Genomic DNA, 23,990 nt, shown 5'->3' with positions numbered 1-23,990 from the left:
TAATTTCACGCTTTGCAGTCGCACACCTATATACCGTCTCTACTATCAGGCAGCACCGCCTGCTTTTACTCTTGCAACAGTACCTGCTGAGCATTAGACACCAGTGACTGGGAGCCGAGTTCAGCAATGGTGCGCGCCCCGGTCAACGTCATGGCAACGCGCATTTCTTTTTCAAACAGCTCGAGCAGGTGGGTCACGCCGGCCTCTCCCGCTGTCGCCAGCGCGTAGATGAAGGCCCGACCAATCAGCACCGTATCCGCTCCCATGGCAATCATTCTGACGACATCCAGGCCACTGCGCACGCCAGAGTCCGCCAGAATCGCTAGATCTCCTTTGACCGCATCTGCAATGGCGGGTAGCGCCCGAGCCGTGGACGGCACGCCGTCCAGCTGACGGCCGCCATGGTTGGATACCACGATACCATCTGCGCCAAATCGCACCGCATCCCGCGCATCTTCCGCATCAAGAATGCCCTTGATGATCATGGGCCCATCCCATTGCTCTCGAATCCACTCCAGATCTTTCCAGGAGATAGAAGGATCGAAGTTATCGCCCAGCCAGGCAATGTAATCCTCGAGCTCGGTTGGCTTGCCGCGATAGTCGGACACATTCCCCAGGTCATGGGGGCGGCCATTGACCCCAACGTCCCAGGCCCACAGGGGATGCCGTACCGCTTGCAGAATACGCCGTGCTGGGCCGTGCTTGCCGCTCATGCCGGAGTGGGCATCACGATAACGCGCTCCGGGCACTGGCATATCCACGGTAAAAACGAGCGTTTTTACGCCAGCCTCCTTGGCGCGATCCAGCACATGCTTCATGAACCCACGGTCTTTCAGCACGTAGAGCTGAAACCAGATGGGCCGGTCGACCGCTGCCGCCACTTCGGCAATCGGACAAACCGATACGGTCGACAGGGTGAAGGGCACCCCTTTTTTACTGGCCGCGCGGGCAGCCTGCACTTCCCCCCGCCGCGCATACATACCTGCCAGCCCTACCGGCGCCAGCGCCAGCGGCATCGCAAGCTTTTCACCAAACAGCTCGGTTTCCAGAGAAAGCGAGGACATGTCCTTCAGCACCCGCTGACGTAGCGCAACATCACGCAGGTCATCCACGTTGCGACGCAGAGTGTGCTCTGCGTACGACCCTCCATCCGCATAATGAAAGAGGAAAGGGGGGAGGCGACGCTTGGCAGCCCGGCGATAGTCCGTGGAGGCAGAAATGATCATGGAGCACCCTATGGAGAGATTGCACTGTTGTTGTCACGTCAGCAAAAAGCTATGCCTACATGCTCTTGCTTACCCACGACGCATGAGTATGCCAGCGCTCTAGCGTATTAATTGGTTTTACCAATTTACAAAAAAACAGAAACAACATTAGAGAGGCCGATCCTGTGTGTCAAACACAAAACGTGAAATTAGCCCATGGCATCCACCATACTTTAGTTCAAAGCGCTGCTTTCTTGTTGGAATGGCATGCTACGGACGCTTGAGCGGGACATTTAAATTGATTACTCTTGGTCTTACCAATTATTGGAGCTACTGTTCATGTCTTACCCGCCGCTCCGCCAACAGCGCCTTGCCGATGTGATTACCGAACGCCTTGAAGGCATGATTCTGGAAGGAAGCCTGAAACCCGGGCAACGCTTGCCCCCTGAAAGAGAGCTGGCTGAGCGTTTTGGTGTTTCTCGCCCCTCCTTGCGAGAAGCCATTCAGAAATTGGCTGCCCGCGGATTACTGAGTAGTCGCCAAGGCGGCGGCACCTTCGTCAACGAGACGCTCAACAGCGGCTATACCGACCCCTTGCTGGAAATGCTTTCCCGCCACAAGGAATTTCACCTGGATCTGCTGGAGTTTCGCGATGCCATGGAGGGCATATCGGCCTACTATGCTGCACTGCGCTCGACACCCGCCGACAAAGCCGTGCTGATACAGCGCTTCGAGGAGCTGGACGGCGGTTTCGTCGGCGCCAACCCTGCACAGGAAGCCAAGCTGGACGCCGCGTTTCATTTGGCGATTGCCGAAGCAGCGCACAATGTCCTGCTCTTGCACACCATTCGCGGTATCTTCCATCTCCTGGAGCAGAGTATCGTGGATAATCTGGCGCACCTGTTTGCCAAGCCAGGCTCCCGCTCACAGTTGATGAAGCAGCACCGAGCGCTGCTCGATGCCATCCTGGATGGCCGCGCAGAAGATGCCCGAGCTCGCGCTCATGAACATCTGGTGTATGTGGAAGAGGGGCTACTCGAAATGGCCCGTGCGGAGACCCGCGCTCAGCGCGCATTACGCCGTGCCCAAGGCACGCGCACCTCCGCATGAGTCGCTCTCCCGGCCCACGTTGGCGGCTTGCCTGGCTGCTGATCCTGCCGGTGGGGCTTGCGCTGTGCATGTGGCAGGCCGCCCAGCTAGCCCGCGAGCAGGCGCTTGCCAATCTGCGCGACGACGCTGAAAACGAGCTGCGCCTATCGGCAGCCAACTTGACGGGCTACCTGTCCCGTTATGATTACCTGCCCCAAATGCTCTCTACCCGAGAAGGAATCCAGCGTTTCCTGGCTGCGCACGAAGGTCAGGACCCCATGTCGCTGAACCTGCTGTTGGACCGCTTTCGCTTTACGGCAGGTGTGTCGGACGTTTATCTGCTGGATCGCGACGCCTACACCATTGCGGCCAGCAACTGGCATCGGCCCAATACTTTCATTGGCCATAACTACGCCTTCCGCAGTTATTACACCGATGCCATTGCCGGTGGGCAGGGGCGTTTTTACGGTCTGGGTACGCAGTCGCTGGAGCGGGGATACTTCTTTTCTGCCCCCGTATGGCTGGACGATACGTCACCCGACGCTACACCGGATGGTGTGCTGGTCATCAAAGTGCTGCTCGATGAGGTCGAAGAGAGCTGGGCACAGCAAGATGCGGAGCTGTTTGTCACGGACAGCGACTCGATCATTTTCATGGCCAGCCAACCCGAGCTGCGCATGAATGCGCTTTACCCCCTCAACGAAGCGCAGCGCGAAAGCCTCCGCGCAACGCGTCGCTATGCCATCGAGCCGCTCGACCCCTCCGGCATTGAGGTAGAGGCCCCCTATGGCCCCGACAGCTACCTTGTCAGCTTTGCCCATGGCCCGCTGCAGGGAGAGCGCTACCTCAGCTTGACGAGACCGCTACCGGAATTTGGCTGGCAGATGCATATTCTCAAGCCATTGAACTCGGTGATCAGCGCCCAATGGGTGGCCGCCTTGATGGCAGGAGGCCTCTATGGCGTCGTTGCACTGGGCGCAGGCATCGGCTGGCAACGTTTACGGCTACGCCGAGAGCGGGAAGCCTTTGCCGAACGTGAACGACAGACTCTGGCGCGCGCGCGCGATGAGCTGGAAGCCAGCGTGGAGCGTCGAACACGCGATCTGGTGGCCAGCAATCAACGCCTTTCCGATGAAATCGAAGAGCGCCGTCGGGCAGAAGCCAATCTTCAGCAAACCCAGAACGAGTTGATACAAGCCGCCAAGCTGGCCGTGTTGGGCCAACTGGCCGCAGGCATCAATCATGAGCTCAATCAGCCGCTGGCCGCTATTCGCGCCTATGCTGAAAACGCGCGCCGTTTCATCGAATTGACGCGCATCGAGCAAGCCGATGCCAATCTGGCGCAAATCGTCGAGCTGACCCAGCGCATGGCAGATATCAGTGCCCAGCTACGCCAGTTTTCTCGCAAAAGCAGCGAGCGCCACGAAACCATTTCTGTCCAGGCCTGCATCGAGTACGCCCTGCGCCTGTTTCACAGCCGACTACGCGATGGCAGTATCCAGGTGACGCCTCAATGGCCCGCCGAAACCCTGTGGGTAGAGGGAGACCTGGTGCGCCTGGAACAGGTCATCGTCAACCTGATTGGCAATGCCATCCAGGCGATGAAAGACGTCGCCCAGCCCACCCTTACGCTGCGGGCCGAGGCCACGTCTGACCAAGTGCGAATTCATGTCATCGACAACGGCCCCGGTATCGCCGAGCACCATGTGTCGCGGATCTTCGAGCCCTTTTTCACTACCAAAGCGCCGGGCAGCGGCCTGGGGCTAGGACTTTCCATCTCATCGCGTATCATGGAGGACTTGGGGGGCAAGCTACAGGCCACCAACCGGGCCGAGGGAGGCGCGTGCTTCACGATCTCCCTACCGCGCACCATCGTGTCGCCCCTAGGCGAGCAGCATAGAATAACGGAGAACAATAACCATGCATGAACCGTCGACACTGCCGGTCATGGTGATCGACGACGAGCCACATCTGCGTATCACCGCGAGCCAGACCCTGGAGCTGGCCGGCTACACTCCCTACTGCTTCGAATCCGCAGAGCAAGCCTTGGCGGCGCTGCCCGACGACTTCCCAGGCGTCATCGTCAGCGACATCCGCATGCCCGGCATGGATGGCATGGCCCTGCTGCATGAGCTTCACCATCGCGATGCCACCCTGCCGATCATACTGATCACTGGCCATGGCGACATCTCGACGGCGGTGGAAGCAATGCGCGCCGGTGCCTGGGATTTTCTGGAAAAGCCTTTTGCGGGCGATCAGCTGCTGGACGTCGTGAGACGCGGCATCGAAAAGCGCCAGCTAAGCCTGGAAAACCTGCGCCTGAAAGCCGAGCTCGAAGTCCAGCACGCAGCGCTCGGGCCTCGCCTGGTAGGCCGCACGCCGGTCATTTCGCGCCTGGCGGCCATGATCCAGCGCATCAGCCAGGTAGAGGCCGATGTCTTGCTGTTTGGCGAAACCGGCACAGGGAAAGATCTGGTGGCCCGCGCGATCCATGAACGCAGCGCTCGTCGCAATAGCCCCTTCATGGCGATCAACTGCGGCGCCGTGCCGGAAAACACCATCGAATCAGAGCTGTTTGGGCACGAAAAAGGCGCTTTCACAGGGGCCGTGGAGCGGCGTATCGGCAAGTTCGAGCATGCCAACGGCGGCACGGTGTTTCTGGATGAGATCGAGTCCATGCCCATGGCACTGCAGGTCAAACTGCTGCGCGTACTGCAGGAGCGCAGCGTCGAACGCCTGGGAGCCAATGAAGCCGTACCGCTCGATATTCGCGTGATTGCCGCCACCAAGGTAGATCTCAAAGTGGCGGCCGACGACGGGCTGTTTCGCGAAGACCTCTACTACCGCCTCAATGTGGTCACCCTGCCCCTGCCCGCCCTGCGCGAACGGCGAGAAGACATCCCGCTCCTTTTTCAGCACTTTGCCGTGGTCGCCGCCAACCGTAGCGGGCTGGAAGCGCCAACGCTGGACAGCCCGGCCATTGCCGCCCTGCTGGCCCACGACTGGCCAGGCAACGTGCGCGAGCTGCGCAACCTTGCCGAACGTTACGTTTTGCTGGGTGCCGCGTTCGACTATCGGCTGGACGCCTTGCTGGAAGGTGTCGCCGCAGACACCCATGAACCCACGCTACCGCGCCAGGTAGAGCTGTTCGAAAAGAGCCTGATCAGCCAGTCACTGGCGCGTCACCACGGCCGCGTAACGGAAGTGTGTCGCCACCTGGGCATCCCGCGCAAGACGTTCTACGACAAGCTCAAAAAGCATGGCCTGAGCGCTGACGATTACCGCCACAGCAGTGACCCTTGACGCATCAGTTCCAGCAGCACTCCCCAGGGCGGCACCCAGGGCACCAGCACCAGCATGGCAATGAGCATCAAAAGATTAGAGAGAGGACGTCGGCTGTCGCCCAACTTGAGCGCCGTACCAAACGAGCGCTTCAGCCGCGCCCCCTCCAGATCGACACTGAACAGCTCATCCAGTCCCAGGTGGATGATAAACCCCACCAGTACCGCGGCACCGTGCGACCAGGCCAACCAGGCGGGCTGCGCTAGCAGATGGTAGCTGAGCGCCGCCGTCGCCAGGGCGCACAACCCCGCCGCCATTAACGAGTGCCAGATCCCTCGGTGAACGGTCAATCTGGAGAAGAGAATCGCGGCCAGGTAGCGCACTGAAAAATAGATACCGCCGCAGGCCACCAGCAGCAGTCCAGGCGTCAACCAGGGCTGCAGCATCAACACCCCCAATACCAGGGTAGGCACCGACAACAGATTGAAAATCAGACGGATAGAGCGGGAACGGTCTGCGTCTATGTCGGGCAGGATGCCACCGAAGGCCACCAGCGCAATGATCAGCAAGGATTGCGACGCGGGCCACCACTGCGCTTGCCAGCCCATATAGGCCATGAGCGTACCGCCTGAGGCGGCCACGGTAATGTGCGTGCGAAAGTTGGCCATGTCGTGGCACTCTGAAAAACTGGATAAATTACCAGATTATCGAAGACTACAACACGGCCTGATATAAAAAAAGCTGCCGTTTACCAAAGGTTTAGGCTAACCACCTTGCTGCGCTAGAAACTCGTCCTTCAATTTGACGTAGTTGCCTGCCGTATAGGGGAAAAAGGCCCGCTCCTGCTCTTTCAAAGGCCGCAACGGCTTGGCAGGATTGCCCGCATATACATAGCCACTTTCCAGCCGTTTGCCGGGTGTCACTACCGCTCCCGCCGCAATGATCACCTCGTCTTCCACCACCGCGCCATCCATGACGATGGCGCCCATGCCCACCAGAATACGGTTACCCAACGTGCAGCCGTGAAGAATGGCCTTGTGACCGATGGTGACATCGTCACCGATCGTCAAAGGAAAGCCCTCCGGGTTGAAATCGCTGGCGTGGGTGATATGCAGCACGCTGCCATCCTGCACGCTGGTGCGCGCCCCGATAGTGATCCTGTGCATATCGCCACGGATCACGCTCATGGGCCATACCGAGCAGTCGTCGCCCAGAGTGACGTTGCCGATCACGACACTGGCCGGGTCGATATAGACACGCTCGCCCAGCGTAGGGGAGTGTGCGTGAAACGCGCGTAAGGCATTGCTCATGAAGACTCTCCTGTTAGTGACACAAGAACCACTATAGCAATCCACCCAGCAGGACGATGAAGGTCAGCGGAATGGAGACCCAACGGACCAGACGTTGCCAAAGCAGGAAGCCTCGCTCACCCACGCCCAGGGTGCGCATCACCAAGGGCTGTGGCATTACCCAGGCCGCGAAGATAGCAATCAGCAATCCTCCCATGGGCAGGAAGATGTCCGGGGGGATACTGCTGACCAGCTCGAACACGTTGCGCCCAAACAGCGGTCTAAACTCCGCCAGGTGAGAAAAGGAGAAGGCCGACAGCAGCCCCAGCAGCCAGACACTGATCGCCACGACAGCCGTAGAAACGCTGCGCCGCCAGCCAAGGCCCTGCAGCGTGGCCACCATGGGCTCCGCCAGATTGATGGCTGACGTCCACGTCGCGAGCAGCAGCAGCAAAAAGAACACGCTCAGCCACAAGGAACCCCAGGGCAACTCGGAGAAGGCAATGGGCAGGGTCACGAACATCAGTCCCGGCCCGTCCGCCGGGTCCATCCCTTGGGCAAACACTACTGAAAAGATCGCAATACCCGCCAGCAGCGCCACGCTGATATCCAGCACGGCCACCGCACAAGCGGCTTTCGGCAGGCTCTGTTCATCCGGCATATAGGCCCCGTAGGCCATCAACGCACACGCCCCTACGGCCAGGGTGAAAAAAGCGTGTCCCATGGCATGCAGCACCACCGACGCGGTGACGTTTTCGAAAGACGGCATGAACAGCCAGTGCAGCGCCGCCCCAAAGCCGCTGGTGGTCATGGCGTAGAGGGCTAATAGCACCAACAGGCCATAGAGCACCGGCATCAAGAGATTATTGAGCCGCTCCAGGCCTTTCGCGACGCCAGCCGCCACCACCGTCATGGTCATGAACAGGAACAGTGAATGGTTGAAAATCAGCAGGCCTGGATTGGCCAGAAAGGCGTCAAAGCCAGCGCCAATCTCGGCGGCACTGGCCCCGTCAAAGTTGCCATTGATGGAGGCCACCAGAAACTCGATCGACCAGCCAGACACCACGGAATAAAACGACAGAATGCAAAACACCGTCAGCGCACCGAACAGCCCCAGCCAGCGCCAGTGGGGCGAGGCACCCGCCTGTGTGGCCAGTACGCTCAGTGACTGCATGGGGCCTCGACGGCCAGCGCGGCCAATGAGTATTTCCGCCATCATCACGGGCAGGCCCAGCAACAGGACAAACGCCACGTAAATCAGCAAGAAGGCCGCCCCGCCGTTTTCCCCGGCCACATAGGGAAACCGCCAAATATTGCCAAGCCCTACCGCGGCACCGGTCACCGCGAGAATAAAGGCACGCTTCGACCCCCAACGCTCCAGCGTTTCACTCATCTTCTGCTCCTGCCTTGGTGGCACTCGATTCGACGTATCAAAAGGCGGCAAGACTAGCAGGCGCATGCCTCCAGGCCAATGCCGCCATTGAAACTGACCTCGGCTGCCCGCACTGTGTCATTATCCACGGACGCTTTACGCGCCCGCATGAACCAACCTGCCGCCATAGAGGTGCCTATGTCCCGCAACCCGTTGCTAGAGAGCCATGAGCTCCCCCCTTTCGCCGACATTCGTGCCGAACACGTGGTGCCCGCGGTAGAACAACTGCTCAATGAGGGTCGCGACGCCATCGAGCGCCTTGCCCAACAAGCCGCTCATCAACCGCCTACCTGGGACAACTTTGCCGCGCCCATGGAAGCCGTGAACGACCGCCTGTCTCAGGCCTGGTCGCCGGTGTTGCACCTCAACAGCACCATGAACAGCCCGGAACTGCGTGACGCCTATCAGGCCTGTTTGGAGAAGCTGTCGGCCTTTGGCACTTGGGTAGGCCAACATGAAGGGCTCTTCAAGGGCTGGCAGGCGCTCAAGGAAGGTCCTGCCTGGCACGACCTGAGCACCGCCCAACGGCGCACCGTTGATAATGCGCTGCGCGACTTCCGCTTGGCGGGCGTGGACCTTCCAGCCGACAAGAAGGCGCGTTACGGCGACATTCAAGCGCGTCTCTCCACGCTGTCCAATCAGTTTTCCAACCATGTGCTGGATGCCACACAGGCATGGCACAAGGACATCACTGACCCTGCGCTGCTGGCAGGCGTGCCGGAAAGTGCTCTGGAAACGCTGAAAGCACTGGCAGAGGCCAAAGGCGCAGAGGGTTACCGCATCACGCTCGACTTCCCCAGCTTCTTTCCGATCGTCAGCTATGCCGACAACCGTGAACTGCGCGAGGAAGTGTATACCGCCTTTGTGACGCGCGCCTCAAACCAGGGCCCTAAAGCAGGCCAGTTTGATAACGCCCCCATTCTGGAAGAGACGCTGGCCCTGCGCCAGGAGCTGGCCCGCCTGCTCGGCTTCGATACTTACGCCGACTACTCGCTGGTTACCAAGATGGCCGACTCCCCCGCCCAGGTACTCGACTTTCTCGAAGACCTGGCCCAGCGTGCCAAGCCGCAAGCTCAGCAGGAGTTTGCCGAGCTCAGCGCCTACGCCCGTGATGAGCTCGGGCTCGACACGCTGCAGCCATGGGATGTCGCCTATGCCAGTGAAAAGCTGCGCGTGGCTCGCCATGACCTCTCCCAGGAGCAGCTACGCCCCTACTTTCCCGCCCCCCACGTGGTCAACGGGTTGTTTCAAGTCATCGAGCGCCTCTACAACGTGCAGGTAGCGGAAGATACCAGCGTGGCCAGCTATCATGACGATGTGCGGTTTTTCAGAATTACCGAGCAAGGCAAGCCGATTGCGGGGTTCTACCTCGACCTTTACGCCCGGGAGGGCAAACGCGGAGGCGCCTGGATGGCGGACTGCCGAGTACGCCGCCAGACAGAACACGGCCTGCAACTACCGGTCGCCTTCCTGACCTGTAATTTCACCGCCCCGGTGGGCGGCAAACCTGCCTTGCTGACCCACGACGAAGTCACAACGCTGTTCCACGAGTTCGGCCACGGCTTGCACCACATGCTGACCAAGCAGGACATCGCCGATGTTTCCGGCATCAACGGCGTGGCCTGGGACGCGGTCGAACTGCCTAGCCAGTTCATGGAGAACTACTGCTGGGAAAAAGAGGGGCTAGCGCTACTGTCCAGACACGTGGATACCGGCGAACCGCTCCCCGATGCACTGTTCGAGCGCCTCCAGGCGGCTAAAAACTTCCAGTCCGCCATGGGCATGTTGCGCCAGATAGAGTTTTCGCTCTTCGACATGCGCCTGCACCATGAATTGGAAGCTCCCAGCGCCGACGACGTACAAGGCCTGCTGGACGACGTACGCCGCCACACCTCAGTGGTTCCCGTGGTGCCCTTCAATCGCTTCCAGAACAGCTTTAGCCACATCTTTGCAGGGGGCTATGCGGCGGGATATTACAGCTACAAGTGGGCCGAAGTGCTCTCCGCCGACGCCTGGAGCGCCTTCGAAGAAGCGGGTATTTTTGACCCTGCCACCGGCCAGCGCTTCAAGGAAGAGATCCTTGAACAGGGCGGCGCCCGCGATGCTGCCGAGCTGTTCGTCGCGTTTCGTGGTCGCGAGCCCAGTGTGGCACCGCTGCTGCGCCACAGCGGTATCCGCGCTGCCTAATCCACTCTTAATCTCTACGCGGCAGCTCTGCTGCCGCGTCTCAGGAGTCCTGTCATGTCGAGTATCAAACGCTTTATTGCCGGGGTTACATGCCCCCGCTGCGCCGCCATGGACCGTATTCGCGCCTGGGAGCAGCATGGCATTCGCTACCGTGAATGCGTCAACTGTGATTTCTTTGAGCAGCTGCCGATCGAGGATGACACATCGCCAGAGCTGGTGACTCGAGTCAACCAGGTGCGCGATGAGCAAAAAGTACAGGATGTACAGCCAGTGCGTATCCTGGATCCCGGCAAACCGAAGTAGCGACGCCCAGGAGTCATCTTTCTCGCCAAAATGTGCGGAAAACCGCACGCTATTTCTATGCATTCGTGCGTAAAGCCATCCATAAAGCGTCGAGTGCCTTTCAACCAAAGTTGAATAAGATATCCGTAAGCGATTGTATTCAAATAAAAACAAAGCCATTGGCACGACAATCGCTCTATATAAGCTGCTTATTAGAACGAGCACTGGCCACCACAGTGATATGCCAGACGATAATCCCAATAACAGCTTAGGAAATCTCGCCATGCGTAATATGATGCCCAAGTCTCTTGCCCTGCTGGCTGGCGGCGCGCTGGTTGCTGCGACCACCGCCCATGCGGAAGTTGATCGTGACGGCTGGCCCTCCAGCTTTACCGTAGGTACTGCCAGCCAGGGCGGCACCTTCTACATCTACGGTTCTGGCTGGGCGAACCTGCTGGCCGACCAGTTGGGCGGCATTACCGGCGGTGGTGAAGTCACCGGTGGCCCGACGCAGAACCTGGCACTGGTTCACGCGGGTGAGCTGGCCTTCGGCCTGACCACACTGGGCCCTGCAGATGACGCCATGAACGGTCGTAGCCCGCTGGCACCGGGTGTCGTCATGGATAACGCCTGTGCCCTGTTCCCAATGTACGAGACGCCATTCTCCATCACCGCACTGGCCAGCACCGGCATTACCTCCATTTCCGAGATTCCGGACGGCTCGCGCATTGGTTTTGGCCCCGCAGGCTCTACCTCTGACGTTTACTTCCCCGCCATCCTCGAAGAGCTGGGCGTCAATTTCGAGCGCCGTAACGGCGGCTGGTCTGACCTGGGCGGCCAGTTGCAGGATGGACTGCTGGACGTCGTTGCCTTTGCAGCGGGCGTACCGATCCCGGCCGTCAGCCAGTTGGAAGTTCAAACTGACGTCAACATCATCGAGTTCACCGAAGAAGAGCAGGCCACCATTGTCGACGCCTTCCCGGTTTCTGAATTCATGATTCCGGCCAGCACCTACGAAACGCTGGAAGAAGATGCTCGCGCCGTTTCCATGTGGAACTTCGCCATTGCCGGCTGTGATCTGCCCGACAGCCTGGTGTATGAAGTCACGCGCATCACCATGGAAAACAACGACCGCATGGTATCCATCCACCGCAGTGCCGAAGAGAGCATTCCCGAGAACGTCAAGTACAACACGGTCATGCCTTTCCACCCCGGTGCTGCCCGCTGGTTCAATGAAAACGGCTATGAGATTGCCGACGACATGATTCGCCAATAAGCGCGAATATGCCAGCACAAGAGCCGACTCTTTACAGGGTCGGCTCTTGTCGCTCTGGCCATGAATAAGCAGTTCCTGAATTACCCAAGCATCTTCGCTGACGATCCATCCCAAGGGTAACCTCCATGAGCAACAACACCGGCAGCCCCAACCCGGCTGCACCCGCTAGCGACCCTATTGAGCAACAGGACGCCAAGGCCATACTCGCCGAAGGTGTCGACGAAGAGGTCGTCGAGTCAAACCGTCGTCTGTTTACCGGCTGGCAGTGGATGCTTTTCGCCGGCGTTGCCATCGCCTACTCGCTGTTTCACTTGATCACGCTGAACGTCCTGCCCATGGAAACATGGACCTACCGGATCATTCACGTGGCAGGCGCCCTGATTCTTGGCTTCGGCCTGTTCACTGGTGCGCGCTTTGCCAGTGACGCCAGCGATGAGTCGCCCAAGTGGCTGACACTGCTGGGAGCCGCGCTGCTACTGCCCGCAGGCTACGCACTGGTGCAAGCCTTCCTGATGTGGCAAGCCCTTTCCGGGGGCGCCATGCGTATCGACCCACAGGTGGAAACCTGGCACTTCGGCTACCCGATGCTGCTCGCCACCGTAGGGGCGATCCTGCTGTCCTGGTTCTATCGCCAGCAGCGCTCCAAATTCTCCATGCCTGACCTGGTGCTGATGATCGTCGCACTGGCCAGCGCGGGTTATCTGATTACGATTTATAATACGCCGTTGCGTATGTCCACGGGCACCTCCTTCGCCCCGGTTGGCATTACCTATGCTGCCATGGCCGGTTCGCTGCTGATTCTGGAGCTGACCCGCCGCGTGGCAGGTAACGCGCTGGTCGTCATTTCTGCCATTTTTCTGGCCTATGTGTTTGGCGGCCCTTACCTGCCAGGCTTCCTGAGCTACCCGGGCCTGTCGGTCAACCGCTTCTTCAGCCAGCTCTACACCGATATCGGAGTGCTCGGGCAAACGACGGCGGTCTCCTCCACTTACATCATTCTGTTCATTATTTTTGCAGCGTTCCTGCAAGCCTCGAAAGTGGGCGACTACTTCGTCAACTTCGCCTTTGCCGCTGCAGGGCGCTCGCGGGGTGGTCCGGCCAAGGTGTCGATTTTCGCTTCTGGCCTGATGGGCATGATCAACGGCACCTCCGCAGGCAACGTGGTATCCACCGGCTCTCTGACCATCCCGCTGATGAAGAAGGTAGGTTATCCGGGCCGTAGCGCAGGGGCGATCGAAGCCGCTGCTTCCACCGGCGGCCAGATCATGCCCCCGATCATGGGTGCGGGTGCCTTCATCATGGCGGAAATCACCGGCATCCCCTATCGCGAGATTGCCGTTGCCGCGCTGATTCCGGCCGCGCTGTACTTCCTGTCGGTCTATTTCATGGTCGACCTGGAAGCTGCGAAGAAAGGCATGCGCGGTATGCGCAAGGATGAAATCCCGCAGTTCCGCAAACTGGCCCGTCACGCGTACCTGTTTGCGCCGATCATCATCCTGATCTATGCCCTGTTCATGGGGTACTCGGTCATCCGTGCGGGCACCCTGGCCACGGCTGCGGCTGCCGTGGTGAGCTGGATTTCACCCAACAAGATGGGCATTCGTGAAATTCTCAAGGCCCTGCAGCTGGCAGGCACCATGTCGATCCAGATCATCGCCGTGTGTGCCTGTGCAGGCCTGATCGTAGGCGTCATTTCCCTGACCGGCGTGGGCGCACGTTTCTCGTCGCTGCTGCTGGGCATGGCGGGCGTGAGCCAACTGTTGGCCCTGTTCTTCGCCATGTGTATCTCGATTCTGCTGGGGATGGGCATGCCCACCACGGCGGCCTATGCCGTGGCGGCTTCCGTCGTGGCGCCTGGCCTGATCAACATCGGCATTCAGCCGCTGATTGCGCACTTCTTCGTCTTCTACTTCGCCGTCATGTCAGCGATCACCCCGCCCGTGGCACTGGCCTCTTATGCCGCTGCCGGTATTTCTGGCGATAACGCCATGCAAACCTCCATTACCTCGTTCAAGGTAGGGTTGGCGGCCTTTATCGTACCGTTCATGTTCTTCTATAGCCCAGCCATGCTGATGGAAGGCACACCGATGCAGATCGTTCGCGTCGCCATTACGGCGTCGATCGGTATCTTCATGCTGTCAGCCACGGTACAAGCATGGTTCTTTGGCTCGATCCAGGCATGGCAGCGTTTGGTGCTGATGATCGGCGCGCTGTTCCTGATCTACGGCGGTATCTTCACCGACATTGCCGGACTGGGTATCGGCGCCGCCATGTTCCTGATGCAGCGCAAGCTGCACGGGCCGAAACCGGCCCCCACCGCAGCCTGACAGGCTATCAACGCAGGCCGACTCCCAGGAGTCGGCCTTTTTGTCAGCGCACGCCTAGTGCAAACCACCCACCCGCCACCAGCATCGATAGCAGCGTCACCGGAATACCCGCCTTGGCAAAGGTGAGAAAGCCAAGTTGAACGCCCTGCCGTCTGGCCCCCTCTGCCACGATCAGATTCACCACGCTGCCAATCAGCAGCAAATTACCTGCCAACGTCGACATGACCGCCAGCATGATCAGCGTGGCCTCGGGCAGTTGCGGGAACAGCCCCAGTAGCAAGATCACAAAAGGTACGTTACCGATCACGTTGCTGGCCACCAGCGATATCCCGGCCATGTGCCATGGGTCATCCGGCACACCTCCCGACCCCAGCCACTGGTTGACCAACACCCCCGCCTCCGGCAAGGAAGCGACACTGCCGGTGACAATGAAGAGCCCCATGAACAGCAGCAACAGGTTCCAGTCCACCGCCTGCACATATCGGTGGCTGGCGACTTGGCGCGACATCATCAATACCAGCGCTACCGCGAGCGCCGACCATTCGCGAGGCAGCGGGGTCGAGAACAGGACCAGCAGCGCCATGGCTGCCAACAGCGGCTTATAGCGCAGGCTTTCCTGGGACACGGTCAGCGGCATAGGTGCCGCCCCTGGCTCGTTCAACACCCAGCGGTGACGCCACATGGCCCAGATGACGGCGTAGGTGATGCCCAGTGCGGCAACGGCAGGCACCAGCGCCTGCAGGCTGTAGGCCCAAAAATCGAGCCCGCCGACCTGCCCAATGAGAATGTTCTGCGGATTACCGATCAGGCTGGCAGCCGAGCCTGCGTTACACGACAGCGCCAGCGCCAATAAATAGGGGCGAGGATCCAGGCCACGAGCCAACAGCGCCTGACAGAGCAGCGGCGTCATCGCAAAGGCCACGATGTCATTGACCAGCAGTGCCGACAGCACACCACCCAGCAGCACGACGCCCAGCAACAGGACGCTGGGACGCTCGGCGTGGCGCATGATCAGCGCAGACAAACGCCCGTAGACGCCGGAAAAGCCGAACTGTGCCGATACCAGCATCAGCGCCAGCAGCAACACCAGGGCACCTACATCGATATGCTGACCAACGTCCGCCAGGCTCACGGTGCCGGTCAGCAGTAGTACACAGGCTGCTGAGAGCGCTATCCATGCACGGTCCACCTGCAAACCGGGTAGCCGGCCCACGGCCATTCCCACATAGGTCACTGCGAACATGGCAGCTATCAGCCACATCGTTTCCTGCTCCCGTCACGGTTCAATGAGCAGGCATCATACGGTGGTTAGCCATGCCTTGCCCACTCTCCAAGCCGGGCCTTCCACGCGCGGCGCCTGTCGCACCCCCATCAAAAAAACCGACCTGCGCCAGAGGACGCAGATCGGTTCTCATGGATCACATCGGCAACAGGTCAGGTGAGATTATCGACGATCTTCATGACCGGCGCGGCCTGATTGAGCGTATAGAAGTGCAGCCCCGGCGCGCCACCATCCAGCAGGCGCTCGCACAGGCGCGTCACCACCTCGGTGCCAAAGGCCGCGATAGCCTCGCTGTCATCGCCATAGGCTTCCAGCTGCTTGCGAATCCAGCGGGGGATTTCGGCACCGCAGGCATCGGAAAAGCGCGCCAGCTTGGTGTAGTTGGTGATGGGCATGATGCCGGGAATGATCGGCTGCTCGACACCCAGCGCCCGCGCTTTGTCCACGAAGTGGAAGTAGGCGTCGGCGGTGAAGAAGTACTGGGTAATCGCCATATTGGCGCCCGCGTTCATCTTGCGGGCAAAGTTTTCCACATCCTTGTCGAGGCTGGGAGCCTGTGGATGAGATTCTGGATAGGCCGCCACGGCGATATCGAAGTGATCACCGGTTTCGGCACGGATGAACTCGACCAGCTCGTTGGCGTAGCGCAGCTCGCCGATACTGCCCATGCCGGACGGCATATCGCCACGTAGCGCCACCAGGCTATCCACGCCTTCCGACTGATACTGGGCCAGCAGGTCACGTAGTTGGGCTTTCTCGCTGCCGATACAGGAAAGGTGCGGGGCGGTGGTAATACCGCTCTCACTCACGGTACGCACGATATCGCGGGTACGCGCCTGCGTGGACCCGCCAGCCCCGTAGGTCACCGAGAAGAAACGAGGGTTACATGCGGCCAGCTCATCGCGCACGTGAATCAGCTTCTCCCGGCCGGCATCGGTATTGGGCGGAAAAAACTCGAAGCTGATACCTAACGGATGTTCCTGGCTGCTCATGGTGTATCCTCGCAGTACAACAAAGTGATCATTATGTGAGGTATTCTCGCTGCTTACCCGCGTGGCGGCTAATGAAAGATTTCACGCACGATCTTCAATTCGGCTCATGTTGTTCGGCAGACAAAATTCAAGGAGGAGAAATGGATTTAGCACCCGCGACGTTGATGGGGCCACTGTTGATGCTGCTGGGCTATGTCGGGTTAGGGTTCCTTGCGGCCCAGCGGCTCAAGATCGACCCCCGCCCGATTGCCACGCTGCTGGTCTATCTCATTGCTCCCCTGACGATTTTCCGCGCGCTGATGAACGGCGGCCCCACGGCAGCCTATCTGACCCTGTCGCTGGCCATGTTTCTGCTGGTCAGCGCCATGGCGCTGCTGGTACATCGCTTGACCCGCCATCGCTTCGGCCCCCAGGAGGGTGCTCTGCTGGCCTTTTCCTCCGGCACCGGCAACACCGGCTATTTCGGCCTGCCCGTGGCGCTGATCTTGCTGCCGCCGGAGGGCGTCACGCTGTACCTGTTCTGCATGCTGGGGATCAACCTGTATGAATTTACCGTGGGCTTTTACCTGAGCGCGCGAGGGCACTTCTCGGTGCGCCAGAGTCTGATCAAGATTGCCCGCCTGCCGCTGGTCTATGCCTTCCTGCTGGCCCTGCTGCTCAGCTCGCTGGGTGTAGTGCTCCCCGAGCCAATGATGAACTCGCTGGCCGTCTTTCCCGCCACGTACACCCTGCTGGGCATGATGATCATTGGCATGACGCTGAGCCAGGTGACGCTGGCCGCCTGGGATACGCGCTTCGTGGCAGCCTGCGTGGGGCTGCGCTACGTTCTGTGGCCACTGGTCATGGTCGGTGCCGTGCTGGTGCTGCAACAGCTGACGCCGCTGGCACCGGAGCTGGCCATGGCGCTGCTGTTGCTGGGGGTGGTACCGATGGCCTCCAATGTGGTGGTCGTGGCCATGGAGCTGGGCATTCAGCCCCAAAAAGGCGCCCTGGCCGTGTTGACCACGACGCTATTGGCGCCACTGCTGATCCCGTTCTATCTGGGGATGATGCTCTACCTGACCGGGCTGGCCTAGAAGCCCTCCACACCCGCCTGCTGAAGCTGACGTGCCATCCGCTGGATCTCGGGATGGCCAAAGAACGCCACCAGCGCTTCGGCTCGGACGGGGCCCACCCCAGGCTGGTCCTGCCACTCGGCGCGGGAGAGTCCTTCCAGCGTTGCCCACTCCCCCTGCTCGGCGCTGCCGCCCGGCGGTACGCCCAGCGCACGTAACCAGGCGGCATAGGGCGCCTGCCGTGCCGCCGCAAACTGTGCCGCCAGCGAGGCGGCCGTGGCGGGGCCAATACCATGGGCCTGTTGCAGCTGCGCCTCCGACAGCGCCAGCCAGCCCAGCAGCTCCGTCACGACCCCGGCACGCATCAAGGCCTGCCAAGTGCCTTCGCCGATGCCACGCATACCTAGCTGATTCCCCAGATAGGTCAGGCGTGCCAATAGCTGGGCATCACAATCGGGGGTCAGCGTCAGGCAACTCAGCAGGTCATAACGCGCTGGCGATGGCACGCTGAGCGGCGCCCGCTCAGCACTCTGCCAGACTACGCTGGTGACTTGAGGAATCGTCAGTCCTGCCAGCGTCACGGCCACATGGTCTCCTGGGCGAACATCCCAGGCCTGCCACTGCTCCAGCGACCCTAGCGATACACGACGAATGCTGCGCCCTTCCAGGCTCACGGGATACAGCCATAGCACGGGCGTCACTCGCCCAGTGCGCCCCACCCGAAATTCGATACCACGCACCTGGGCCAGCGCTTGCTGCGCGGGGTATTTCCAGGCGATGGCCCACTCCGGCGGCGACGCCGACCAGTGACGAATGCCAGGGCGTTCGGCCTGCTTGAGCACCACGCCATCGGTAGCGAAGGGCAGCGGCTCGTTGAACCAGCGCTCCCGCCATTCAGCCGCTTGCTGATGGCCCGTAACGGCGTGCGTGTACTCGGCCGTGTCGAACCCCAGCGCCGTCAGTCGCGCCAGCCGCTCCGCCATCTCGGTAGGCCCATCGGGCCAATCCCACACGAACAAGCCAACGCGGGAAAGCGTCGCCTCACTGGGTGCCTGCTGCGCCATGGCCCCGGCCACCGCACCGCGCGCGCCAATCTCGGGAGCTTGCGACTGGATATGCCGATCAAGCTGCCAATAGAGCTCACCCTGGAACACCGCCGATAGCGGCTCGGGCAGCGAAGCAGGCACATCGGGCAGTTGCCGAACGCGCTCGGTCCAGTCCTGGCCGCGCTCCCCGTCGCCGCGGCTGACCGCTTCGACCAATTCCCCTTGCCGGTAGCGCAAAGTCACCGCTACACCGTCCACCTTGGGCTGTATCCATAGCCCCTGGCGACGGCTGGTAAAACGCCGCACTCCGGCCTCGTCGGCCTTGTGGAGCCCGGTTTGCGGAGCCGCGTGAGTCACCGTGCCATCGCTACGGGTGGATCGGGTCAGGGGGCGGTGGGGCGTGGTATCGTCCAGACAGGTTTGCCAATGCGCCAGCCTCGCCAGCGCCTGATCGTAAAGCTCATCGGCAATCAGCGACTCACCCGCGTCATGGTAGGCACGGTCCCACAGCGCGATATGCTCGGCCAGCGTCTGGCGCTCTTGAACAAGGCGCTCCTGTGGCCATGCCGGGCACTCCTCGGCCTGCGCCGTCAGCGCCAGAGCGCACAGGCCACTCAGCCACCCTGCTCTGAATATCCACCGCCACCCCATCGCCGCCCCCTGATGATCAGCAAAACCATCGGTGCCTGCACCACCGCGCCTGAACCACCGTACTAATGTTAACTTAACTCAAACTGGACGTGATGCAACAACGCAACATCGACGCAGGGGCTGCCGCTAGCGGGCAAAATGGATATGCGGACGCGCATGATGCGGAGAGGTTTCGATATGGGCATCGACGGAGAAGACCTCGCGCAGCAGGCGCTGGGTCAATACGTCCTGAGGGGTGCCTGAGGCAACGATCCGCCCCGCTTGCATGACGATCAGGCGGTCACAGTACATGGCGGCGTGATTGAGGTCATGGAGCGCGATGATGCTGGTCATCGGCAGGCTGGAAATCAACCGCAGCAGGCTTATCTGGTGCTGCACGTCGAGATGGTTGGTCGGCTCGTCGAGGATCAACTCGCTGGGAGACTGGGCCAAGGCGCGCGCCACATGGGTACGCTGCTTTTCACCGCCAGACAAGCTCTGCCAGGCATCGTCGCGCTTCCCACTCATGCCGGTACGCTCGAGTGCCTCGTTGACCGCTCGATCATCTTCACGGGTCCACCCCGAAAGCATCGTGCGGTGGGGAAAGCGCCCCAGCTTGACCACGTCGATGACCTTGAGGTTGGCGTTGGTGGTGGCGTGCTGCTCGATGAAAGCAACTCGCTGGGCGATGGCACGACGCCGATAGGTGGCGAGGTCCTGGCCGTCCAGCAGAACTCGTCCTGCGTGAGGGGTCTTGAGCCTCGCCAGCAGACGAAGCAGCGAGGTCTTGCCGGAACCATTAGGGCCCAGCAATCCCAGCAGCTTGCCCGGCTCAGCCTCGAAGGAGACCCCATCAATCACCGTTTTAGGGCCAATTTTCCAGACCAGATGTTCGGCCTTGATACTCATGATGTGCGCTGTAACCGGTAAAGAATGACAGCGAAGAACGGTACGCCTACCAGCGCCGTCACAACGCCAATCGGCAAAGATTGCTGCGGTATCAACACCCGGGAGGCGATGTCCGCCAATACCATGAAAATTGCCCCCACAATGGCACAGGCAGGCAGTAGCCGTGAGTGGCGTGGCCCGACCACGAAGCGGGCCGCGTGAGGCACCACCAGCCCCACGAAGCCGATCGTGCCCACCATACTGACGATGGCCGCCGTCATGACGGCGGTAAGGGCAAACAGGACGATCCGCGTTCGGCCGACATTGACCCCCAGCGAAGCGGCAGCCTCATCGCCGAAGGCAAAGGCATCCAGCACCCGCGCATAGCATAGGCAGGCCACCAGCCCCAACCCGACCACCACCGACACCAGCAAAAAATCTGGCCAGCGTACGCCACCGAAGCTGCCGAGCAGCCAGAACATCACGTCCCGAGCCTGCTGGGCATTGCCAGCAGTGGTGACGAAATAGGAGGTCACGGCGTTGAACAGCTGCGAGGCCGCGACCCCGGCCAATATCGTGCGATCGGCGCCGCCCCGCGCTCCGTTCGAGAGTAGTGCCACGAACAGAAAGGCAGCGAAGGCGCCCACGAACGCCCCCGTGGATAGCGACACCGCGCCAGCGCCCAGCCCCAGCATGACAACCAGCACGGCGCCAGTGGATGCTCCGGCAGAGATACCCAGCACATAGGGCTCTGCCAACGGATTGCGCAGCATCGACTGCATGATGGCGCCAGCCAGTGCCAGACCCGCACCACAAAAGGCCGCCACCAGCGCCCGGCTCAAGCGGTAATCCCAGACGATGGCTTCGTGGATACGATTGAGTTCGAAAGACGTCCAGCCGAGCTTGTTGGTGATCACCGCATAAGTGGTGGAGAGCGGGATCGGCATATCGCCGATCCCGACGCTGATGCCCACCACCAGCCCGATCACCAGCAACGAGCTGAGCAGCACGCCTGCTACCCACACCAGGCGTGGCAGACGCTCAGCTATTTGCGGCATGCCAAGGGTGGCGCTCATCTCAGACCCAGCGCCTCGAGCTGTTCCGCCACTTGCTCAGCCCCAAAGATCGTTCTCACCGTCGGATCCATGGCATGGCCATCCATGACCACGATGGCTCCGTTCTGCACCGCTCTCATTTCGCGGGTGGCGGGGTCCGAGTTGAGGAACTCGATCTTGGCCTCTGCGTTGTCCAGATCCCAGCGATTACGGTCGACACGGGCGACCACGATGACGTCCGGGTCGGACGCGATGATGCTTTCCCACCCAAGGGCTGGCCACTCAGCATCAGCGTCGATGGCATTGCTACCGCCCAACACGTCGGCGATAAAGCCGGAGGCACCGTTCTTGCCGCCAAGATAAGCGTCCGCAGACGGCGACGGGCTGGAGAACCAGAAGACAAAGGAGAGCGGTTCGCTACCTTCGGGGGTCGCAGCCCGCAGGGCGGCTTCCCGCTGCTCGAGATCTTCGATCAGCGCCTGGCCCCGGTCGTTGACGTCGAAGATCTGGGCAATCTCATCGATCTCCTGATACAGGCCATCCATGCTCCAGAGCTGGTCGCGACTGCCGTAGCCGAACTTGTCCTTGGCCGCCTCTTCGGCAACGCAAGTGTTGGGGGATAAGTAAGTCGTCACTCCTACGCTGTCGAAGTCTTCGCGGGTGGCAACCCTGCTGGAGGGGCCTATCAGGCTCGGCAGGGCCGCCGTCACGAGGTCCGGCTCCTTGGCCAGAAGAGACTCGAAGGTAGGAAATTCGACCGTCAAGACCTCCACTTTGGCATTGGCCTCGGCCAACTGCGGCAACACCTGGTTCGGCCAGAAGGCAGTGCCCACCATCCGGTCTTCCAGGCCGAGCAACAGCATGATTTCGGCACTGGCTTGCCCCAGGCCAATGGCTCGCTCGGGGGCCTGGTCGAAGGTGACCTCAACGCCACAGTTGTTCAGCGTCAAAGGATACTGCGTGTTTCCCGCCAAGGCAGAGGAGGATGCCAAGCTCAGCAGGGTACAACATCCGGTCACAGCAAGAAGACGTATCATGGATCACTCATCACGATGGGTAGAGGCGTCATAGGCAGCGCCGTATAGAGACTGATACTCATTTACGCGCGATCGCAATATAAGCGCAAATCATTCGCGTCGCAATCTTCGGTCCTGCCAGCTCAAACAAAAACGCCCCTGGCGGTAAGCCAGGGGCGTGAGGACAGCATCGAGCCAATCCGTGTTTACAAACCAGCCGCCTTGCGCAGCGCGTCGGCCTTGTCGGTTTTCTCCCAAGGGAACGCCGTAAACGTCTCGGTATGCTCTTCCCCTTTGTCGTCCGTCCAACGGTAGCTATGCTCGAACGGCTCGCGACCAAAGTGGCCGTAGGCAGAGGTCAGACGATACATCGGGTGCAGCAGGTCGAGCATGGTGGTGATCGCGTAGGGGCGCAGATCAAAGTGCTCGCGCACCAGTTCGACGATTTTCGCATCGTCGATCTTGCCTGTGCCGAAGGTGTCGATCGACACGGAGGTGGGTTCTGCCACGCCGATGGCGTAAGACACCTGGATCTCGCACTTGTCGGCCAAGCCTGCAGCAACCACGTTCTTCGCCACGTAACGGCCTGCGTAGGCCGCGCTGCGGTCTACCTTGGACGGATCCTTGCCCGAGAACGCACCGCCGCCGTGACGGGCCATGCCGCCGTAGGTATCGACGATGATTTTACGCCCCGTCAAACCACAGTCGCCCACTGGGCCACCGATCACGAACTTGCCGGTCGGATTGATATGGTATTGGGTATTCGCATCCAGCCACTCTGCGGGAATCACCTGCTCGATGATTTCGCGCTTGACCATCTTGCGCAGGTCTTCCTGGTCGATTTCCGGGTCATGCTGGGTCGACAGCACCACGGCATCCACGCCACAGGGTTGGCCTTCGGCATTGTAGCGGAAGGTGACCTGACTCTTCGCATCCGGACGCAGCCAGGGTAGCAGGCCATGCTTGCGCAGCTCTGCCTGACGCTCGACCAGGCGATGGGAGTAGTGAATAGGGGCCGGCATGAAGGAGTCGGTTTCGTTGGTGGCGTAACCGAACATCAAGCCCTGGTCACCCGCCCCTTGATCTTCGGGTTTGGTGCGATCAACGCCCTGAGCAATATCCACACTCTGTTTGCCGATCAGGTTGATCACGCCACAGGTGGCGCCATCGAAGCCTACCTGTGAGGAGGTATAGCCGATATCGGTGATCACATCACGCACCAGCGCTTCGAGATCGACCCATGCTGAGGTGGTAATTTCACCCGCAATAATGGCAACACCCGTCTTCACCATCGTTTCACAGGCAACACGCGCCTGCTTGTCACGGGCGATAATGGCATCCAGCACCGCATCAGAAATCTGGTCAGCAATCTTGTCAGGATGACCTTCGGAAACGGACTCGGAGGTAAACAGGGAATATTCGCTCATCGCGCACTCGACCCTCTGTATGACGGCTGCTTCATTATGACCGCAGCATCAGCAGGAAATCATGGCAGGAGGTTCCCTGCCCGTATATAGAAGCAGAGCCTTTTCACTACTACTTCGGGAGGCAGAGTCTACACGCTGTTGGGGGTTCTTCCCAGAACGCACCCCGAGAATTTGCCGCCGCCGAGGAAGTCAGCGACAATAGCGCCTTTATTCTTTCCGTTTTCAGGCGA

The 23,990-nt window shown here is 60.5% G+C and carries 19 protein-coding genes; 8 read left to right on the top strand and 11 right to left on the bottom strand.

The genetic code is table 11. The features are described 5' to 3' along the window. Nucleotides 1-65: 65 nt before the first annotated feature. Nucleotides 66-1,226, bottom strand: coding sequence for an FMN-dependent L-lactate dehydrogenase LldD (gene lldD / locus HSS18214_RS0112750; protein WP_016915677.1), 1,161 nt, complete (start codon nucleotides 1,224-1,226; stop codon nucleotides 66-68). Between the two features lie 318 nt (nucleotides 1,227-1,544). On the opposite strand from lldD, the gene HSS18214_RS0112745 reads away from it, so the two are divergent. Genes HSS18214_RS0112745 through HSS18214_RS0112735 form a run of 3 tightly spaced genes read left to right on the top strand, consistent with a single transcriptional unit; the run spans nucleotide 1,545 to nucleotide 5,597 of the window. Continuing rightward, a complete protein-coding gene (locus HSS18214_RS0112745; protein ID WP_016915676.1) occupies nucleotides 1,545-2,315 on the top strand; it encodes a GntR family transcriptional regulator in 771 nt (256 codons plus the stop codon). Further along, nucleotides 2,312-4,222 (top strand): sensor histidine kinase, encoded by a 1,911-nt coding sequence (locus tag HSS18214_RS0112740; RefSeq protein ID WP_016915675.1) that lies wholly within the window; start codon nucleotides 2,312-2,314, stop codon nucleotides 4,220-4,222. The genes HSS18214_RS0112745 and HSS18214_RS0112740 overlap by 4 nt, the downstream gene beginning before the upstream one ends. Continuing rightward, entirely contained in the window at nucleotides 4,215-5,597 is a 1,383-nt protein-coding gene (locus HSS18214_RS0112735) for a sigma-54-dependent transcriptional regulator (RefSeq protein ID WP_016915674.1), read from the top strand. Before HSS18214_RS0112740 ends, HSS18214_RS0112735 begins: the two co-directional genes overlap by 8 nt. Here HSS18214_RS0112735 and HSS18214_RS0112730 read toward each other — a convergent pair. From HSS18214_RS0112730 to HSS18214_RS0112720, 3 genes are all read right to left on the bottom strand, one after another. Continuing rightward, complete coding sequence (locus tag HSS18214_RS0112730; protein WP_016915673.1) at nucleotides 5,573-6,244, bottom strand: metal-dependent hydrolase; 672 nt, start codon at nucleotides 6,242-6,244, stop codon at nucleotides 5,573-5,575. The two genes, HSS18214_RS0112735 and HSS18214_RS0112730, sit on opposite strands and share 25 nt — an antisense overlap. 96 nt (nucleotides 6,245-6,340) lie before the next feature. Continuing rightward, nucleotides 6,341-6,886, bottom strand: coding sequence for a gamma carbonic anhydrase family protein (locus HSS18214_RS0112725; RefSeq protein ID WP_016915672.1), 546 nt, complete (start codon nucleotides 6,884-6,886; stop codon nucleotides 6,341-6,343). 31 nt (nucleotides 6,887-6,917) lie between these two features. Further along, entirely contained in the window at nucleotides 6,918-8,258 is a 1,341-nt protein-coding gene (locus tag HSS18214_RS0112720) for a sodium-dependent transporter (RefSeq protein WP_016915671.1), read from the bottom strand. Nucleotides 8,259-8,435: 177 nt separating this feature from the next. Between HSS18214_RS0112720 and prlC the strand changes: the two genes are divergently transcribed. From prlC to HSS18214_RS0112700, 4 genes are all read left to right on the top strand, one after another. Continuing rightward, nucleotides 8,436-10,484, top strand: coding sequence for an oligopeptidase A (gene prlC, locus HSS18214_RS0112715; protein ID WP_016915670.1), 2,049 nt, complete (start codon nucleotides 8,436-8,438; stop codon nucleotides 10,482-10,484). Between the two features lie 54 nt (nucleotides 10,485-10,538). Then, nucleotides 10,539-10,787: a YheV family putative zinc ribbon protein gene (locus tag HSS18214_RS0112710; RefSeq protein ID WP_016915669.1), complete on the top strand. Its 249-nt coding sequence runs from the start codon at nucleotides 10,539-10,541 to the stop codon at nucleotides 10,785-10,787. A 262-nt stretch (nucleotides 10,788-11,049) separates the two neighbouring features. Then, nucleotides 11,050-12,042 (top strand): TAXI family TRAP transporter solute-binding subunit, encoded by a 993-nt coding sequence (locus tag HSS18214_RS0112705; RefSeq protein ID WP_016915668.1) that lies wholly within the window; start codon nucleotides 11,050-11,052, stop codon nucleotides 12,040-12,042. 125 nt (nucleotides 12,043-12,167) lie between these two features. Then, complete coding sequence (locus HSS18214_RS0112700) at nucleotides 12,168-14,369, top strand: TRAP transporter permease (RefSeq protein ID WP_016915667.1); 2,202 nt, start codon at nucleotides 12,168-12,170, stop codon at nucleotides 14,367-14,369. Nucleotides 14,370-14,412: 43 nt separating this feature from the next. Here the strand turns inward: HSS18214_RS0112700 and HSS18214_RS0112695 are convergent, their stop codons facing one another. Further along, entirely contained in the window at nucleotides 14,413-15,630 is a 1,218-nt protein-coding gene (locus tag HSS18214_RS0112695; RefSeq protein ID WP_016915666.1) for an SLC13 family permease, read from the bottom strand. 173 nt (nucleotides 15,631-15,803) lie between these two features. Then, a complete protein-coding gene (gene metF / locus HSS18214_RS0112690; protein WP_016915665.1) occupies nucleotides 15,804-16,643 on the bottom strand; it encodes a methylenetetrahydrofolate reductase [NAD(P)H] in 840 nt (279 codons plus the stop codon). Between the two features lie 140 nt (nucleotides 16,644-16,783). On the opposite strand from metF, the gene HSS18214_RS0112685 reads away from it, so the two are divergent. Further along, nucleotides 16,784-17,719 (top strand): AEC family transporter, encoded by a 936-nt coding sequence (locus tag HSS18214_RS0112685; RefSeq protein WP_016915664.1) that lies wholly within the window; start codon nucleotides 16,784-16,786, stop codon nucleotides 17,717-17,719. Here HSS18214_RS0112685 and ligB read toward each other — a convergent pair. From ligB to metK, 5 genes are all read right to left on the bottom strand, one after another. Continuing rightward, nucleotides 17,716-19,395, bottom strand: a complete 1,680-nt coding sequence (gene ligB, locus HSS18214_RS0112680; protein WP_016915663.1) for an NAD-dependent DNA ligase LigB — start codon at nucleotides 19,393-19,395, stop codon at nucleotides 17,716-17,718. The two genes, HSS18214_RS0112685 and ligB, sit on opposite strands and share 4 nt — an antisense overlap. Nucleotides 19,396-19,521: 126 nt before the next feature. Further along, a complete protein-coding gene (locus HSS18214_RS0112675; protein WP_016915662.1) occupies nucleotides 19,522-20,283 on the bottom strand; it encodes an ABC transporter ATP-binding protein in 762 nt (253 codons plus the stop codon). Next, on the bottom strand, nucleotides 20,280-21,338 hold the full coding sequence (locus HSS18214_RS0112670) for a FecCD family ABC transporter permease (RefSeq protein WP_016915661.1): 1,059 nt from the start codon (nucleotides 21,336-21,338) through the stop codon (nucleotides 20,280-20,282). The genes HSS18214_RS0112675 and HSS18214_RS0112670 overlap by 4 nt, the downstream gene beginning before the upstream one ends. Further along, nucleotides 21,335-22,354: an ABC transporter substrate-binding protein gene (locus HSS18214_RS0112665; protein ID WP_026001923.1), complete on the bottom strand. Its 1,020-nt coding sequence runs from the start codon at nucleotides 22,352-22,354 to the stop codon at nucleotides 21,335-21,337. The genes HSS18214_RS0112670 and HSS18214_RS0112665 overlap by 4 nt, the downstream gene beginning before the upstream one ends. A gap of 185 nt (nucleotides 22,355-22,539) precedes the next feature. Next, complete coding sequence (gene metK, locus HSS18214_RS0112660) at nucleotides 22,540-23,760, bottom strand: methionine adenosyltransferase (protein ID WP_016915659.1); 1,221 nt, start codon at nucleotides 23,758-23,760, stop codon at nucleotides 22,540-22,542. Nucleotides 23,761-23,990 lie beyond the last annotated feature (230 nt).

It is taken from the genome of Vreelandella stevensii S18214 (assembly GCF_000275725.1).
Taxonomy (GTDB): Bacteria; Pseudomonadota; Gammaproteobacteria; order Pseudomonadales; family Halomonadaceae; genus Vreelandella; species Vreelandella stevensii.
The sequence above is the reverse complement of the archived record's forward strand: the minus strand, read 5'-3'. Positions and strand labels throughout refer to the sequence as shown.